Here is a 14711-nt window from a genome sequence, read left to right as displayed (position 1 = left end):
GCCCTTGAGGCGCCCGTTTCGTTTCAGTGGAAGCGTCGGGGGCTGAACGTCCCGGCCCCTATACCCTCTCGCATGAGCGGTTCCGGTATGGGGTTTTCCGTCAGCAGCGCGGCGGCGAGGCTGCCGAGTGCCGGCGAGGTGAGGATGCCGTAGCCCCCCTGACCGGCGAGCCAGAAGAAACCGGGCTCGTCCTTGGCGTAACCAACGACCGGCAGATGGTCGGGCGCAAAGCTGCGCATGCCGGCCCAGCTCTTGAAGACGCGGCGCACGTCGAGCGTCGTCGCTTCCTCCACATAATGGGCGGCATAGGCGATATCGAGTTCTTCCGGCTGCACGTCGCCCGGCTCGCAGGGCGTGGCATCGGCGGGAGAGGCGAGCAGGCGGCCGCCTTCCGGCTTGAAGTAGAACGTATCCTCGATCTCGTTGATTTCCGGCAGCGCATTCGCGTCTGTCCCTGCCGGCAGATCGACCGTGATGGCGGTGCGCCGGTGGGGCACGATCCCCATCGGCGCCACGCCGGCGCGGCCGGCGACCGTGTCGGCCCAGCCGCCCGCCGCGTTGACCAGAACGTGGGCGCGGATCGTCTCCTCGTTCGTCTCGATCAGCCAGCTTTCCCCAGTTCGCTTGGCTGATGTCAGCTGTCGCTTCTCAAGGATCTGGGCACCGTTGCGGCGCGCGTGTCTTGCATAGGCCTGCAACAGTGCATCCACCTCGATGTCCCAATAGTCAGGGTCGAAATAGGCGGCGGCGACATAGGACGGGTCGAGGAGAGGTGCGCGCGCCAGCAGGGCGGCCTCGTCGAGCCATTCGACGGCAACGCCGAGCGCTCTGGCCTCCTCGAAACGCGCTTTGACCAGAGCTTCCTTGCCTTGCGTGCCGATCAGGATGCTGCCGCGAGGGATAAGGAGCGGAACCGCAGCGAAACTCTCCGGCGGCGCCATCATGAAGGCATGGCTGGCCCGGGCCAGCGCGTTGACCAAAGGCGGGTTGTCGCGCAGCGTGAATTCGGCGGCCGAGCGCCCGGTGCTGTGATAGCCGAGCGCTTCCTCCTGCTCTAGCACGACGACGGAGCGGTTCGGGCTGACGAAATGGGCAAGCGAAAGGCCGGCAATGCCGCCGCCGATGATCGCGATGTCGAAAGTCTGCATGCCGTCCTCCAGCGTTCGTGCACAGGAAGCCGTAAGCAAGCCGCCGGCATTCTTCAAATTTATAGATGTGAAGGTGGATATCAGTCGGATTGATGCGGTTCGCCCCAGTGCCACGCGGGCACATCTGCCATATGGGCGAGGAAGGCGCGTTCCGCCGGGTTGAGTGTCGAACCGGGATTGGTGATGCGGAACGTCTCGGCCACGGGAAGCGCATCATACGGCGGCAGTTGCCAGAGGTCGCCGGCAGCGACGGCTGGTCCCGTGAGGTGCAGCGGCAGCATGCCGATACCGGCATTGGCCACCACCAGACGCAGCACTTCCTCGACGTTGAAGGCGAGGGCACGCACCTGCTGGCCGAAAGAGCCGATGGCGCGCACGGCCGTCACCGGTCCCATATGCGGCCCGCCGAGCACATCGGCGAGGAAACTCACATAGGGTTCGCCGCGCAGGTCCTCCAGCCGGACATCCGGCACGCCGAACAGCCGATGGCCCCGGCCGCAAAAGAGCGCGTAGTGTTCGTAGCAGAACGGCGTCTTTTCAAGCTCCGGTGGAATGATCCCGTCGGACAGGCCGAGTGTCGCGACGCCGCGTTCCACCGAGCGGATGACATCCGTCGTCGTCTCCACGGTCACGCCCACGGTGACGCGCGGGTGCAGCCGGAAGAAATCGGCGATGGCCCGGTCCCAGCCGGGGTTCATGGCATGGCTGACGGAATGAATGGTGATGTGACCGGCAATGTCCTCGCCGGAGGTCTCCATCGCCTCGGGCAGGCGCACGATGGCGGTGAAGATGTCGTGGCAGAGATCGTGCAGCCGCTCGCCGGCCTCCGTCAGCTCGAAACGGCCGGGGCTGCGGTCGATGAGCCGGTGGCCGACGGACTGCTCCAGCCGCTTTAGCGCCATGCTGACGGCCGGCTGCTGCAGAAGAAGCCGGTTCGCCGCTCGCGTGATCGAGCCTTCCTCGACCACGACGACGAAGGTACGCAGCAGGTTCCAGTCGAGATTGTGGGCGAAGCGTTCGAGGCGGTTGATCGGCATGCCCCTAGCTAGGACGGTGGGCTGGAGAATGGCAAGCGGCTTTTGCGCCGAGATTGCCCTCATCCCGCTGCCGCGACCTTCTCCCCGCAAGCGGGGAGAAGGGGCCGATAGGCGGATGAGGGCTATAGCCTCCCGTACGTCACTTCATCGTATAGATGTCGATGGAGAAGTACTTGTCGTTGATCTTCTGGTAGGTGCCGTCCTCGCGGATGGCCTTGAGCGCGGCGTTGAGCTTCTCGCGAAGATCGTTGTCGTCCTGGCGCACGGCGATGCCGACGCCTTCGCCGACGAACTTCGGATCGGTGATCGGCTTGCCGATGAGTTCGCAGCAGGCCTTGCCGTCTTCGTTCTTGGTGACCCAGTCGAGAAGCGGGATCATGTCGCCGACCTGGAGGTCGAGACGCCCGTTCGCCATGTCGAGGTTTACCTCATCCTGTGTCGGATAGAGCTTGATATCCGCATCGGGATAGACCGCCGCGACATAGTCGCCCTGGGTCGTGCCGGACTGCGCGCCGATCGTCTTGCCCTTCATGCCCTCATTGGTGAAGTCGGTGATGCCGGCGCCCTTGGGCGCGGCATGGGTCATGGCGGCAAGATAATAGGGATCGCTGAAAGCGACCTGCTTCTTGCGCTCCTCGGTGATGAACATCGATGCGATGATCATGTCGTATTTCTTGGCGATGAGGCCCGGGATGATGCCGTCCCAGTCCTGCGCCACGACCTCGCATTCGACCTTCATCTTCTCGCAGAGCGCAAGGCCGATCTCGACATCGAAACCGCCGAGCTTGCCAGTGGAATCCTGGAAGTTGAAGGGCGGATAGGCGCCCTCGGTCCCGATCTTCAGCGTTTCGGCAAAAGCCTGTCCGTTGATCAAGGCGGCACCGGCGACAGCCAGCGCAAGCAGCGTTCTTTTCATGGTCGTTCCCCTGTTGTGTTATGACCTGGCGTGACGGTAGCGCGCGCTCGGGCATAAACGAAATAGATAGCCATGATATCAGCTATCATTTCAGCTTATGTGGATGACACGGCCGACGCCTATCAGGAAGGCGTGTGGGGAAGGATGCGGATATCGTAGAACGTGGTCTGATCGCCCGCCGGTATCACCTCGATCTGCATATTGACGTCGATCAGCAGCGCATCCAGTGCCTGGAGACCGACAAGGCCCTGGGGCGTGGCGACGCCGAGCGGATCAAGCGGCAGCAGCAGGCGCGTGCCAGGCGCGGCGGCAAGTGTGAACGACCCGTCTGCGGTATGGCGTGAGAGAGTATGCTCGAAGTGGCCACGCCGGGTCATCACGTTGAGGTCGGTGATAGGGCCGCCCGTAAGGCGGGCCGTCGTCGGCGCGTCGGCGGGGAAGGCCAGCGGTTCGGAGGACGGCGTCAGCAGCCTGTCGCCGAACCCGTCGATGGACAGCGCTATGCCGTCACCCGACAGGACCGCCAGCGTGCGGTCGATGCCGGGAAAAACGGAGAACGGCCCGTCGCTCGCGACGGTCGCCATGCTGACACGCCAACCGAAATCGGTAAGGCCCGCACCTTGCGGATGCACGAAGATCTCGACCGTCTCGCCGCCGCCGTTCTTCCACGGCATGCGGCGATGGTCTGCGTTGCGCAAGAGCGTTGCCATCAGTTGCCGAGAATGCCGGGCAGGCGCAGGCCCTTTTCCTTCGCGCAGTCGAGCGCGATGTCGTAGCCGGCATCGGCATGGCGCATGACGCCGGTCGCCGGATCGTTCCACAGGACACGACCGATACGTTCGGCGGCGTCATCCGTGCCGTCGCAGCAGATCACGACGCCCGAATGCTGGGAGAAGCCCATGCCAACGCCGCCACCGTGATGAAGCGACACCCAGGTCGCGCCGGAGGCGGTGTTGAGAAGCGCGTTGAGCAGTGGCCAATCGGACACGGCGTCCGAGCCGTCCTTCATCGCTTCCGTCTCGCGGTTGGGCGAGGCGACGGAGCCCGAATCGAGATGGTCGCGGCCAATGACCACGGGTGCTTTCAACTCGCCGTTTCGGACCATCTCGTTGAAGGCGAGGCCGAGGCGGTGGCGGTCACCGAGCCCGACCCAGCAGATGCGCGCCGGCAGGCCCTGGAAGGAAATGCGCTCTTTCGCCATGTCCAGCCAGTTGTGCAGGTGCTTGTTGTCGGGCAGCAGTTCCTTCACCTTGGCGTCGGTCTTGTAGATGTCCTCTGGGTCGCCCGACAGCGCGGCCCAGCGGAACGGGCCGATGCCGCGGCAGAACAGCGGGCGGATATAGGCCGGCACGAAGCCCGGGAAGGCGAAGGCGTTTTCCAGACCTTCGTCCTTGGCGACCTGGCGGATGTTGTTGCCGTAGTCGAAGGTCGGGATCCCCATGTCCTGAAAGGCGATCATGGCTTCGACATGCTCGCGCATGGAGGCGCGGGCGGCCTTTTCGACGGCCTTCGGGTCGCTTTCGCGCTTTGCCTTCCACTCGGCCATCGTCCAGCCCTTCGGCAGGTAGCCGTTGATTGGGTCGTGGGCGGAGGTCTGGTCCGTCACCATGTCGGGGCGGATGCCGCGGCGAACCATTTCCGGCAGGATTTCGGCGGCATTGCCAAGCAGGCCAACGGACTTGGCCTCGCCGGCCTTCGTCCAGCGGTCTATCATGGCGAGCGCCTCGTCGAGCGTTTCGGCCTTCTCGTCGATATAACGGGTGCGTAGGCGGAATTCGATGGAATCGGGGTTGCACTCCACAGCAAGGCACGACGCGCCGGCCATGACGGCGGCGAGCGGCTGGGCGCCGCCCATGCCGCCGAGGCCGCCGGTCAACACCCACTTGCCCTTGAGATTGCCGCCATAATGCTGGCGGCCGGCTTCCACGAAGGTCTCGTAGGTGCCCTGCACGATGCCCTGGCTGCCGATGTAGATCCACGAGCCGGCCGTCATCTGGCCGTACATGGCAAGCCCCTTCTTATCCAGCTCGTTGAAATGGTCCCAGGTGGCCCAGTGCGGCACGAGGTTCGAGTTGGCAATAAGCACACGCGGCGCATCCTTGTGCGTGCGGAAGATGCCGACGGGCTTGCCGGACTGCACCAGGAGCGTCTCGTTGTCTTCGAGATCGCGCAGCGAGGCGACGATCCTGTCGAAATCCGCCCAGGTGCGGGCGGCGCGGCCGATGCCGCCATAAACGACCAGTTCGTGCGGGTTCTCCGCCACATCGGGGTCGAGATTGTTCATCAGCATGCGCAGCGGCGCTTCGGTCAGCCAGCTCTTGGCGGTGCGCTCGGTACCGGTGGCGGCACGGACCTCGCGGATATTGTGGCGGGGATTATCGGTCATGGCTGCGTCTCCCGGATCAGTGTGGAAGGGTGGCGGCAAGCGCCGCGATGCGGTGGAGGATGTCTTTGAGGTGGACCCGCAGCCGCACGGCCTTGTCTTCGTCATAGGCGAAGGGCGGGGCCTCGGTCGCAAGATGGCTGATTTGCGCCAGTTCCATCTGGATGGCGTGCACGCCCGTTTCCGGCCTGCCGTAATGGCGCGTCGTCCACCCGCCCTTGAAGCGGCCGTTGAGGACGCTCGTATAGCCCTCAGCATTGGCGCAGACCTCACAGGCCACCCTTTCGATTTCGCGAGCGCAAGTCCTTCCCATGTCGGTGCCGACGTTGAAATCCGGCAGCCTGCCTTCGAACAGGAAGGGAATAAGCGAACGGATCGAGTGGCAATCGTAGACGATTGCCACGCCGTGGATCGCCTTGATGCGCTCTATCTCGGCGGCAAGGGCTGCATGATACGGCGCGTGGAAACTGGCGAGCCGGTCTGCGATATCTGCCTCTGTCGGTGCCTGCCCGTCCTTCCAGATCGGCTTGCCATCGAAATCCGTTTCCGGAACAAGACCGGTCGTGTTCTGGCCGGGATAGAGGCTGACGCCGGCCGGATCACGATTGGCGTCAATGACATAGCGGTGGAATGTGGCGCGCAACGTCGTCACGTTCGGCAGCAGGCCGTCGTAGAGACGTTCGATGTGCCAGTCGGTATCGGCGAGGATGCGGCCGTTGTCGTTCAGGCGTTCCCATATGGCGGCGGGCACGTCGGTGCCCGTGTGCGGGAAGGCGAGGATGAGGGGCGAGGTGCCCTGGTGGGTCTCGAACACCGCCATGTCAGCCCCCCAGCACCGGCAGAATGCCCTTGGTGACGGAGGCGGCGAGCGCGCCGGACGACACGAAGGTGCCGGCGGCGCTGAGATCCGGCGCCATGTAGCGATCCTCTTCCAGTGTGGCGACGACGGTACGCAACGCGGCGACGACCTTCTGCAGCTCCGGGCTGGTGACGAGGGGCGTGCGGAATTCGACCCCCTGCGCGGCTGTCAGGGCTTCGATGCCGACGATTGCGGAAAGGTTTTCCGTCATGCGCAGCAGGCGACGGGCGCCGTGGCAGGCCATGGAGACGTGGTCTTCCTGATTGGCGGAGGTCGGCGTCGAGTCGACCGAGGCCGGGTGCGCCATCTGCTTGTTCTCGCTCATCAGGGCGGCAGAGGTCACTTCCGCGATCATCAGGCCCGAGTTGAGGCCCGGCTTTTTGGCGAGGAAGGCCGGCAGGCCGAAGGAGAGGGCAGGATCGACCAGAAGCGCAATACGGCGCTGGGCAATCGCGCCGATCTCGCAAACGGCGATCGCGATCTGGTCTGCGGCGAAGGCGACCGGTTCGGCGTGGAAGTTGCCGCCGGACACCACGCTGTTGTCGGAGAGCACCAGCGGATTGTCGGTGACCGCATTGGCTTCGATTTCAAGCGTGCGGGCGGCAGAACGCAGGAGATCGAGGCAGGCGCCGTCGACCTGCGGCTGGCAGCGGATGCAATAGGGGTCCTGCACGCGCTCGTCGCCGGTGATGTGGCTCTCGCGGATGACGGAGCCTGCGAGCAGCGCCCGCAATGCCGCCGCGGCATCGATCTGGCCCTGATGGCCGCGCAGCGTGTGGATATCGGGATGGAACGGTGCCGACGAACCCATCGCGGCGTCCGTCGAAAGCGCGCCGGTCACAAGGGCAGCCTGGGCGGCGCGGTGGGCGCGAAACAGGCCGGCAAGCGCCAACGCCGTCGAAACCTGCGTGCCGTTGATCAGCGCCAGGCCTTCCTTGGCGGCCAGCACGACCGGCTTGAGGCCGGCCTTTTCGAGGGCGCCGCCGCCGGGCAGGCGTTCGCCGGCATAATAGGCCTCACCTTCGCCGATCATCACGGCCGTCATATGGGCGAGGGGAGCGAGATCACCCGATGCGCCAACGGAGCCCTGTTCGGGAATGACGGGGATGACGCCCTTTTCCTGCATGGCTTCGATGAGGCGGACGATCTCGATGCGCACGCCCGAAGCGCCGCGGCCGAGCGAGATGAGCTTCAGCGCCATGATGAGACGCACGATGTTTTCGGCAAGCGGTTTGCCGACGCCGCAGCAATGCGAGAGAATGAGGTTGCGCTGGAGTGTGGCGACATCGGCCGGCGCGATCTTGATGGAGGCGAGTTTGCCGAAGCCGGTATTGATGCCGTAGACCGGCTCATCGCCCGCGGCAATGTCGGCAATTCGCGCGGCGGCTCTTGCGATACCAGCGTCGAAGGATGCATCGAGACGCGTGGCTTCGCCGGTCCAGTAAAGGGTCTCAAGGGTTTTCAGGGGCACGGAGCCCGGGTGAAGCGTGATCGTCATGGTTCATTCCCCGATGCAGCACTGTGCTGCGCAAAGAGCGATTATTGTCCGCTGCGAACGCGGGCATGCATGGGATTGAAGCCCATGCGGTAGACCAGTTCCGCCGGCCGGCTGATGTCCCAAAGGACGAAATCGGCCCATTTTCCGGTCTCCAGCGTTCCTACTTCATCGACCAGGCCGAGCGCGCGCGCGGCCTCGCGCGTCGTGCCGGCAAGGCACTCCTCGACGGTCATGCCGAACAGGGTCGCGGCCATGTTCATGGTGAGGAGAAGCGAGGTCAGCGGCGAGGTGCCCGGGTTGCTGTCGGTAGCGACGGCCATTTTCACGCCGTGCTTGCGGAAAAGCTCGACCGGCGGCTTCTTCGTTTCACGGATGAAATAGAAGGCGCCCGGCAGGATGACGGCGACGGTGCCGGCCTTCGCCATGGCCGCAGCACCGGCATCGTCGGTATATTCGAGATGATCGGCCGAAAGCGCGCCATAGCGGGCGGCAAGTTCGGCGCCATGCAGGTTGGAAAGCTGGTCGGCATGGAGCTTGACCGGCAGGCCATGAGCCGTTGCCGTGTCGAAGACCCGTGCCATGTCCTCGGGCGAGAAGGCGATGCCCTCGCAGAAGCCGTCGACGGCGTCCGCCAGTCCTTCGGCTGCGACGGCCGGCAGCATTTCGCCCACCACCTTGTCGATATAGGCCGTCCTGTCGCCGTTCATCTCGGTTGGAACAGCGTGTGCCCCGAGAAAGGTCGTGCGCACCGTGACATCACGCTCTTCGGCGATGCGGCGCGTGGCACGCAGCGACTTCAGCTCGTTTTCGGTATCGAGCCCATAGCCGGACTTGATCTCCACCGTCGTCACGCCCTCGGCGATCAGCGCATCGAGACGGGGCAGCGTCTGGCGCACCAGTTCGTCCTCGCTCGCCGCGCGAAGCGCCTTGACCGAGGAGACGATGCCGCCGCCGGCCCGCGCGATCTCTTCGTACGAGGCGCCGGCGAGGCGAAGCTCGAATTCCTGGGCACGGTCGCCAGCATGCACGAGGTGGGTGTGGCAGTCGATCAGACCCGGCGTGATCCAGCGGCCCTCGCAATCCACGGTCTCTGCGCCGGCGAATGCGGCGGGCAGCGCCGACTCAGGGCCGGCGAAGGCGATGCGGCCATCTTCAACGGCAATTGCGCCGTTCTCGATGATGCCGAGCCCGGGGAGGCGTTCATCAAGCGTGGCAAGATGCGCATGGCGCCAGACGCGGGGCTTGTCCTTTTCCGATGTTGTCATAGCGATTGCCTCTTCCCTGTGATGGTTATAATGTATATACATAATGATGAGGCGCGCAAGGGTCAATTTGACGCCGCGCACGAGAGGCAGCGAACGAGGGAACAATGTCCGTCATTCACGCAAGGCAGGCGCTGCTTACGGGCGGCTGGGTGAAGAACGTACGGCTGCACATCGCGGCGGGCCGTATCGAGGCGCTGGAGACGGGCAAGGCGCCTGAGGTCGCCGACGAACGGCACGACACGATCGTTGCCGGCATGCCAAACCTGCACAGCCACGCCTTCCAGCGCGGGATGGCCGGGCTTGCCGAAATGCGCGGACCAGGCAGCGATTCGTTCTGGAGCTGGCGCAGCGTCATGTACCGGTTCGCGCTCTCCATGACGCCTGACGACGTGGAGGCCGTTGCCGCTCAGCTCTATGTGGAAATGCTGGAAGCCGGCTTTACCCGCGTCGGCGAATTCCACTACCTGCACCACGACAAGGACGGTCGTCCCTATGCGGATATCGCCGAAATGGCTGCCCGCATCGTCGCGGCCGCGTCGGCAACCGGCATCGCGATGACCCTGCTGCCGGTGTTTTACGCCCATGCCGGCTTCGGCGGGACCGTGCCGGGCGAAGGGCAACGCCGGTTCATCAATGATCGCGATTCCTTCGCTCTGCTGCTGGAGCGATGCCGTGCGCTGACGGACACGATGCCGGCCGGCATCACCGGTGTCGCCCCCCACAGCCTGCGCGCGGTGACGCCGGACGAGCTTTCCGCCGTCGTCGCCATGGCGGGCGAGGCGCCGGTTCACATTCATATCGCCGAGCAGGTCAAGGAGGTCGAGGACTGCATCGCCTGGTCTGGACGTCGGCCGGTGGAATGGCTGGTCGACAACCAGCCTGTCGATGGCCATTGGTGTTTCATCCATGCCACGCACATGACGGAGACCGAAACCGCCGGCATGGCAAGGACCGGTGCCATTGCCGGCCTGTGCCCCGTCACCGAAGCCAATCTGGGGGACGGCACGTTCCAGGCGGCCGATTTCCTCGCTGCCGGTGGGCGGTTCGGCGTTGGCTCCGATTCGAACGTGCTGATCGGCCTGCCGGATGAATTGCGCCAGCTCGAATACTCGCAGCGTCTTGCTCATCGCGCCCGCAATGTGTTGGCGACGCCCGGCGGCTCGACAGGCCGCGCGCTGTTCGACGGCGCGCTGTCAGGCGGTGCCGGGGCACTCGGTGCCGCTTCCGGCATCGCAACCGGCCAAGCGGCGGATTTCGTCAGCCTGAAGGCACGCCATGGTCTCGATCTGGAGGGCGACGCGCTTCTCGATGGCTGGATCTTTGCCAATGCCGCGATGGTCGATTGTGTCTGGGTGAACGGCCGCAAACGCGTCGAAGCCGGATGCCACGCAGAACGTGAGGCGATCGGCCGACGCTTCGCGTCCGTCATGCGCGCGCTCGCCGCCGCATGAGCGCATATTGAAAGGCGGGACGGCCTTTTCTATGACATTGAAAGACCGGCGAATCTGCGTCCGGCAACGGAGATGCGCATGTCCACCGGCGAGGAAAGCCTGGCAGCCGAGGCCAAAACCCCCTCCCTGCATCGCCGCATCCTGGAGGATGTGGAGGGCAGGATTCTGTCGGGCGAGTGGCCGCCCGGCCATCGCATCCCCTTCGAGCATGAGCTGACCGAACAGTACGGGTGCTCGCGCATGACGGTGAACAAGGCGATCACCGAACTCGTGAAGCGCGGCCTGATCGAGCGCCGCCGCAAATCCGGCAGCTTCGTCACCCATCCCCACGCACAATCCGCAGTGCTGGAGATCCACGACATCCGCCTGGAGGTGGAGCAACTGGGGCTTCCCTATCGCTATGAGCAGCGCGCGCGCCTCGACCGTCCCGCAAGGGCCACTGACCGACGCCTGATGGATCTGCCGGAGGCGGCACGGGTGATCGAAGTCATGGCGCTGCATTTTGCAGGCGCCCAGCCATTCTGCCTGGAGGAGCGTCTCATCAATCACGCCGCGGTGCCGGAGGTTGCAAACGAGACCTTCGGCGACATCGCCCCGGGTGCATGGCTGATCAGCCGCGTGCCCTGGAGTGCTGCCGAGCATCGTATCCGCGCCGTTGGCGCTGATGGCCGTGTGGCCGGGCTTCTCGCTATCGCGCCGGGCACGCCGTGCCTTGTGGTCGAGCGCCGCACCTGGAGCGGCGGTCTCTACGTGACCCATGTGCGGCTCACCTATCCCGGTGAAAAGCATGAACTCGTTGCCGAATTCGCTCCGACGCATCCTAAGCTCGCCTGATAAGAAGCCGTGGGCACGCTACGGAATGGGTGGACGCACGGCGCCTGCTCTGTCAGAACAATTTCAGGAACGCGACTGCCGGTAGTTTTAGATCGGGGTCGGGCGACCGATTGACGTCACGTCGCTGCCGCGAGATCACGCAGGCCGTTCCTGCCGCAATTTCCTTCGATCACGCGAGCCGGAGCGCACGATCCGGCATCGCCTCCAGGACGAGCCGCCATGACCAATAAGCCCAAGCTGGAACATTCCGAGCTTTCCGGAGAATACACCGAAGACGATATAACGGTGCTCGTCGATATCTACCGCCCGGCCGGCACGCAGAACGACTGGAAGCTGGAAGTCGTCACCCAGAACGAAGATCTGTTCGAGTGGGACGAACCCTTCGCCACCGATCGCGAAGCCTTCGACGAGTTCCTCGCCACCATCGCCCGCGACGGCATTCATTCCTTCCTCGAGGAAGACGATATCCCAACGACACACTAGGCCGCATCCGCCGGGGAACATTTGCTCGGTCGCCGTATTATCTCCTGCATGCGGATTGGCCGCCAAACGAGGAGATAAAACATGTACTTGAAACTGGTAACCGTAGCGGCTGCAGCTGCATTCATGAGCGTTTCTGCCTATGCACAGTCATCCGGCGGCGAAGCCGACAACTCGGCTGTGAATCAGGCTGCCGGCGATAATCATCAGGTCTGGTCGGGTGCGACCGGCGAAGTCTTCTTTAGTGACTCCACGAACAAGACGATGCGCCCGCAGGCTGAATGGTCGGATCGCTGGACAAAACTGTCGGACGATCAGCGCGCGGAAGTGAAGCGCAAGTGCGACGCCGCTTCTCAGACCAACAAGGACGACGCGAACGCCGGTGCGATCTGCCAGTTCGTGAACGCAAAGTAATATACACATACGCCGCCGCCGTACTCCGGCGGCGGCGTATGCAATTTTTATGATGGTTTGTTTGTTGTCTTGCGTATGTGATGCAGGGTGATTGCTATTAGGTAACAGTATTTCGCTACTGCAGCGGGATGGCCCGCCCCTCTTATCCCATGGTCGGGATTACTGGCCATTTGATTCGGCCGCTGCATCGGTGACGATCTCAGCGTTCGCTCCCTGGCTTTTAAGCACCGCGAGGCTCAGAACCGAGCCTATGATGACAACGAAGGTGAGGATAAGCCCCAGGCCAGTCGGGCTGAATCGCATCTGCATCTTTTCTCCCGACGGTGGTTGTTTAGCGATGCTCGACAGGTTTGCCCATCGGATCGACATTGACCTCAACACGAGCCTTGTCGCTCGTGTGGTAGACGATTTCGTAGTAACCTTCATCTTCCCATGACATCTCGTCCAGGCGGGCGAAATCCGGCCGTTGCTCGATCATCGCCAGGATTTCCGAGGGCTTCTTGCCTGCTTCGGGTGTCGGTTTGTCGGCCTGCTGGGCGGCGGCGGGAAAGGCTGCGAGAAGGCCAATAAGGATGACGGCTCTTTTCATCGTTCACACTCCATTTCAATTGCAGACATGAAACGACCTGCGTGGGATGAAGTTCCACAAGGGGCGCGCAGAACGCAAATTCTGGCTGGCCCTGAACCTATCAAAGCGTTCCAGATCAGAGACGAAAGGATGCTCTGATGTTTCATATCGCCATGTTCTCGATCTTCGGCTGTGCCGCACTACTTGCGTCATCGTACGCCTCTGCACAGGGGTTAACTCCGGTGCCTGGCAGCATTACCTATAATGGCCAGCCTCATACGAAACTGACCAGGGCGCCGATCGGCAGTACCTTTATCCACAGTCTGACCGATGTGGTGACGGGGCAGCAATATGTCGAGATTTATCGAATTGCGCCTGACCGTTCGCTCGAGATTGTGAGCCGGCGCCTCTACGGTCCCGTCAGCAACTGACCCGTTTCAAAGCGGGCTGTTCACCACTCGCAATCTCGCCGTTTCCGGCGAGATCTCCGAGGAAGGTGTCGCACCAGGTGAACACGTTGTTTTCTCGCAGCGTCGTCATCATGCCTCTCCAGCGCGCCTGACGCTCTTCAAGAGGCATGGCGAGGCTGCGTGCGATGACATCTGCGGTTCCCTCGACATCGTAAGGATTGACCAGCACCGCTTCCTTCAGTTCATGGGCAGCGCCTGCGAAGCGTGAAAGAAGCAGAACGCCGGGATCATCCTCATCCTGCGCCGCGACGAATTCCTTGGCGACAAGGTTCATGCCGTCGCGAAGCGGAGTGACGAGCGCCACCTTGGCCATGCGGTACAGGCCCGCGAGAGCGGGCCGGCGCAGGGAGCGGTTGACATAGCGGATGGGCACCCAGTCCACCGTGCCGAGCGCCCCGTTCACGCGCCCTGCCTGTTCCGCGACCGTTTTCTGCATCGCCTCATATTCCGGTACCTCGGAGCGCGATTTCGGCGTGATCTGCAACAGGGTGACCTTGCGCTGATAATCAGGATGCCGCGTCAGAAACGTCTCGAAGGCATCGATGCGCTGGGTGATGCCCTTGGAATAATCAAGACGGTCGACGCCGATGATGAGTTCCTTGCCGTCGAGGCTCTGGCGCATGCGCTTGTGCAGCGTGGTGTTGGCCGCCTGGCGCGCCAGTTTTGCGAATTCGTCGGTCTCGATGCCGATCGGGTAGGGCCGTGCGATGAAGCTGCGACCTGCGGCGGTGAACGCCTCCTTGCCGTGCCGCTCACCGATATCCTGCCGCGACAGGCATTCCGCGAAATTTTCGCGATCCTGTCGGGTCTGGAAGCCGACGACATCATAGGCCGTCAGGCTCTTTAACAATTCGTCATGAACCGGCATCGCCAGGAAAACGTCCGGCGCCGGCCATGGTATGTGCAGGAAGAAGCCTATCCGGTTTTTCACGCCTTGTCGGCGAAGTTCCTCCGCAAGGGGAATGAGGTGGTAATCGTGGATCCAGATGACATCGTCCTTCTGGATCAGCGGAAGCAGGCGGCTGGCAAAGAACTGGTTGACGCGAAAGTATCCCGTCATCTCCCGGCGGCCATATTCGGCAAGGTCCAGCCGATAATGGCAGATCGGCCAAAGCACGCGATTGGCAAAACCCTGATAATATTCCTCGACGTCCAGATCCGTGAGATCGGTCAAGGCATATTCGATATTGCCGTCCTTGAGCATTGTCAGCGGCCCCACGGGCTCGTCACTGCATATCTTTCCCGACCAGCCGAGCCACAGCCCGCCGCGCGCGGCCAGAGCCGATTGAAGCGCGACCGCGAGGCCGCCGGCGGACGCTGCCCCGCTCTTTGAGGGAAGAGGGACGCGATTGGAAACGACGATGAGACGACTCATGAGCTTTTGAACC

At 63.4% G+C, this 14711-nt stretch carries 16 protein-coding genes; 5 read left to right on the top strand and 11 right to left on the bottom strand.

The genetic code is table 11. The annotated features are described in order from the left end of the window. Positions 1-23: 23 nt before the first annotated feature. From MNR02_RS10640 to hutI, 8 genes are all read right to left on the bottom strand, one after another. Positions 24-1148: an FAD-binding oxidoreductase gene (locus MNR02_RS10640; protein ID WP_241946758.1), complete on the bottom strand. Its 1125-nt coding sequence runs from the start codon at positions 1146-1148 to the stop codon at positions 24-26. A gap of 80 nt (positions 1149-1228) precedes the next feature. Beyond that, positions 1229-2248, bottom strand: a complete 1020-nt coding sequence (locus tag MNR02_RS10635; protein ID WP_241946757.1) for a LysR family transcriptional regulator — start codon at positions 2246-2248, stop codon at positions 1229-1231. Between the two features lie 76 nt (positions 2249-2324). After that, positions 2325-3101 carry an ABC transporter substrate-binding protein gene (locus MNR02_RS10630; RefSeq protein ID WP_241946756.1) on the bottom strand — a complete coding sequence of 259 codons (777 nt, stop codon included), beginning with the start codon at positions 3099-3101 and terminating at the stop codon, positions 2325-2327. 122 nt (positions 3102-3223) lie between these two features. Further along, the gene (locus MNR02_RS10625) at positions 3224-3811 is read right to left on the bottom strand and encodes a HutD family protein (RefSeq protein WP_241946755.1); all 588 of its coding nucleotides are present in this window, start codon (positions 3809-3811) and stop codon (positions 3224-3226) included. Then, positions 3811-5487 (bottom strand): urocanate hydratase, encoded by a 1677-nt coding sequence (gene hutU, locus MNR02_RS10620; protein WP_241946754.1) that lies wholly within the window; start codon positions 5485-5487, stop codon positions 3811-3813. The genes MNR02_RS10625 and hutU overlap by 1 nt, the downstream gene beginning before the upstream one ends. A gap of 16 nt (positions 5488-5503) precedes the next feature. Next, positions 5504-6304 (bottom strand): N-formylglutamate deformylase, encoded by an 801-nt coding sequence (gene hutG, locus MNR02_RS10615; RefSeq protein ID WP_241946753.1) that lies wholly within the window; start codon positions 6302-6304, stop codon positions 5504-5506. A 1-nt stretch (position 6305) separates the two neighbouring features. Further along, on the bottom strand, positions 6306-7841 hold the full coding sequence (gene hutH, locus MNR02_RS10610) for a histidine ammonia-lyase (protein WP_241946752.1): 1536 nt from the start codon (positions 7839-7841) through the stop codon (positions 6306-6308). Positions 7842-7882: 41 nt separating this feature from the next. Next, positions 7883-9106, bottom strand: coding sequence for an imidazolonepropionase (hutI, locus tag MNR02_RS10605; protein ID WP_241946751.1), 1224 nt, complete (start codon positions 9104-9106; stop codon positions 7883-7885). A gap of 104 nt (positions 9107-9210) precedes the next feature. On the opposite strand from hutI, the gene MNR02_RS10600 reads away from it, so the two are divergent. From MNR02_RS10600 to MNR02_RS10585, 4 genes are all read left to right on the top strand, one after another. Continuing rightward, positions 9211-10557, top strand: coding sequence for a formimidoylglutamate deiminase (locus MNR02_RS10600; RefSeq protein ID WP_241946750.1), 1347 nt, complete (start codon positions 9211-9213; stop codon positions 10555-10557). 78 nt (positions 10558-10635) lie between these two features. Continuing rightward, entirely contained in the window at positions 10636-11391 is a 756-nt protein-coding gene (gene hutC / locus MNR02_RS10595; RefSeq protein ID WP_371746661.1) for a histidine utilization repressor, read from the top strand. 219 nt (positions 11392-11610) lie between these two features. Beyond that, positions 11611-11874 (top strand): hypothetical protein, encoded by a 264-nt coding sequence (locus MNR02_RS10590; RefSeq protein WP_241946748.1) that lies wholly within the window; start codon positions 11611-11613, stop codon positions 11872-11874. An 81-nt stretch (positions 11875-11955) separates the two neighbouring features. Beyond that, on the top strand, positions 11956-12285 hold the full coding sequence (locus MNR02_RS10585; protein ID WP_241596439.1) for a hypothetical protein: 330 nt from the start codon (positions 11956-11958) through the stop codon (positions 12283-12285). A 159-nt stretch (positions 12286-12444) separates the two neighbouring features. Here MNR02_RS10585 and MNR02_RS10580 read toward each other — a convergent pair whose 3' ends face one another. Then, positions 12445-12594, bottom strand: coding sequence for a hypothetical protein (locus MNR02_RS10580; RefSeq protein ID WP_241596437.1), 150 nt, complete (start codon positions 12592-12594; stop codon positions 12445-12447). 22 nt (positions 12595-12616) lie between these two features. Beyond that, the gene (locus MNR02_RS10575; protein ID WP_241596435.1) at positions 12617-12874 is read right to left on the bottom strand and encodes a PepSY domain-containing protein; all 258 of its coding nucleotides are present in this window, start codon (positions 12872-12874) and stop codon (positions 12617-12619) included. Positions 12875-13011: 137 nt separating this feature from the next. On the opposite strand from MNR02_RS10575, the gene MNR02_RS10570 reads away from it, so the two are divergent. Then, a complete protein-coding gene (locus MNR02_RS10570; protein WP_371746660.1) occupies positions 13012-13284 on the top strand; it encodes a hypothetical protein in 273 nt (90 codons plus the stop codon). Here the strand turns inward: MNR02_RS10570 and otsA are convergent. Further along, entirely contained in the window at positions 13274-14698 is a 1425-nt protein-coding gene (otsA, locus tag MNR02_RS10565) for an alpha,alpha-trehalose-phosphate synthase (UDP-forming) (RefSeq protein ID WP_241946747.1), read from the bottom strand. The genes MNR02_RS10570 and otsA overlap by 11 nt on opposite strands. Positions 14699-14711 lie beyond the last annotated feature (13 nt).

The sequence above is a fragment of the Shinella sp. H4-D48 genome, from assembly GCF_022637395.1.
Lineage (GTDB): Bacteria > Pseudomonadota > Alphaproteobacteria > Rhizobiales > Rhizobiaceae > Shinella > Shinella sedimenti.
This window is presented reverse-complemented; position numbering and strand designations above follow the sequence as displayed.

Coding starts and splice junctions, on each gene's coding strand:
- MNR02_RS10640 (WP_241946758.1), bottom strand. CDS start 1,148: ATGCAGACTTTCGACATCGCGATCATCGGCGGCGGCATTGCCGGCCTT.
- MNR02_RS10635 (WP_241946757.1), bottom strand. CDS start 2,248: ATGAGGGCAATCTCGGCGCAAAAGCCGCTTGCCATTCTCCAGCCCACC.
- MNR02_RS10630 (WP_241946756.1), bottom strand. CDS start 3,101: ATGAAAAGAACGCTGCTTGCGCTGGCTGTCGCCGGTGCCGCCTTGATC.
- MNR02_RS10625 (WP_241946755.1), bottom strand. CDS start 3,811: ATGGCAACGCTCTTGCGCAACGCAGACCATCGCCGCATGCCGTGGAAG.
- hutU (WP_241946754.1), bottom strand. CDS start 5,487: ATGACCGATAATCCCCGCCACAATATCCGCGAGGTCCGTGCCGCCACC.
- hutG (WP_241946753.1), bottom strand. CDS start 6,304: ATGGCGGTGTTCGAGACCCACCAGGGCACCTCGCCCCTCATCCTCGCC.
- hutH (WP_241946752.1), bottom strand. CDS start 7,841: ATGACGATCACGCTTCACCCGGGCTCCGTGCCCCTGAAAACCCTTGAG.
- hutI (WP_241946751.1), bottom strand. CDS start 9,106: ATGACAACATCGGAAAAGGACAAGCCCCGCGTCTGGCGCCATGCGCAT.
- MNR02_RS10600 (WP_241946750.1), top strand. CDS start 9,211: ATGTCCGTCATTCACGCAAGGCAGGCGCTGCTTACGGGCGGCTGGGTG.
- hutC (WP_371746661.1), top strand. CDS start 10,636: ATGTCCACCGGCGAGGAAAGCCTGGCAGCCGAGGCCAAAACCCCCTCC.
- MNR02_RS10590 (WP_241946748.1), top strand. CDS start 11,611: ATGACCAATAAGCCCAAGCTGGAACATTCCGAGCTTTCCGGAGAATAC.
- MNR02_RS10585 (WP_241596439.1), top strand. CDS start 11,956: ATGTACTTGAAACTGGTAACCGTAGCGGCTGCAGCTGCATTCATGAGC.
- MNR02_RS10580 (WP_241596437.1), bottom strand. CDS start 12,594: ATGCAGATGCGATTCAGCCCGACTGGCCTGGGGCTTATCCTCACCTTC.
- MNR02_RS10575 (WP_241596435.1), bottom strand. CDS start 12,874: ATGAAAAGAGCCGTCATCCTTATTGGCCTTCTCGCAGCCTTTCCCGCC.
- MNR02_RS10570 (WP_371746660.1), top strand. CDS start 13,012: ATGTTTCATATCGCCATGTTCTCGATCTTCGGCTGTGCCGCACTACTT.
- otsA (WP_241946747.1), bottom strand. CDS start 14,698: ATGAGTCGTCTCATCGTCGTTTCCAATCGCGTCCCTCTTCCCTCAAAG.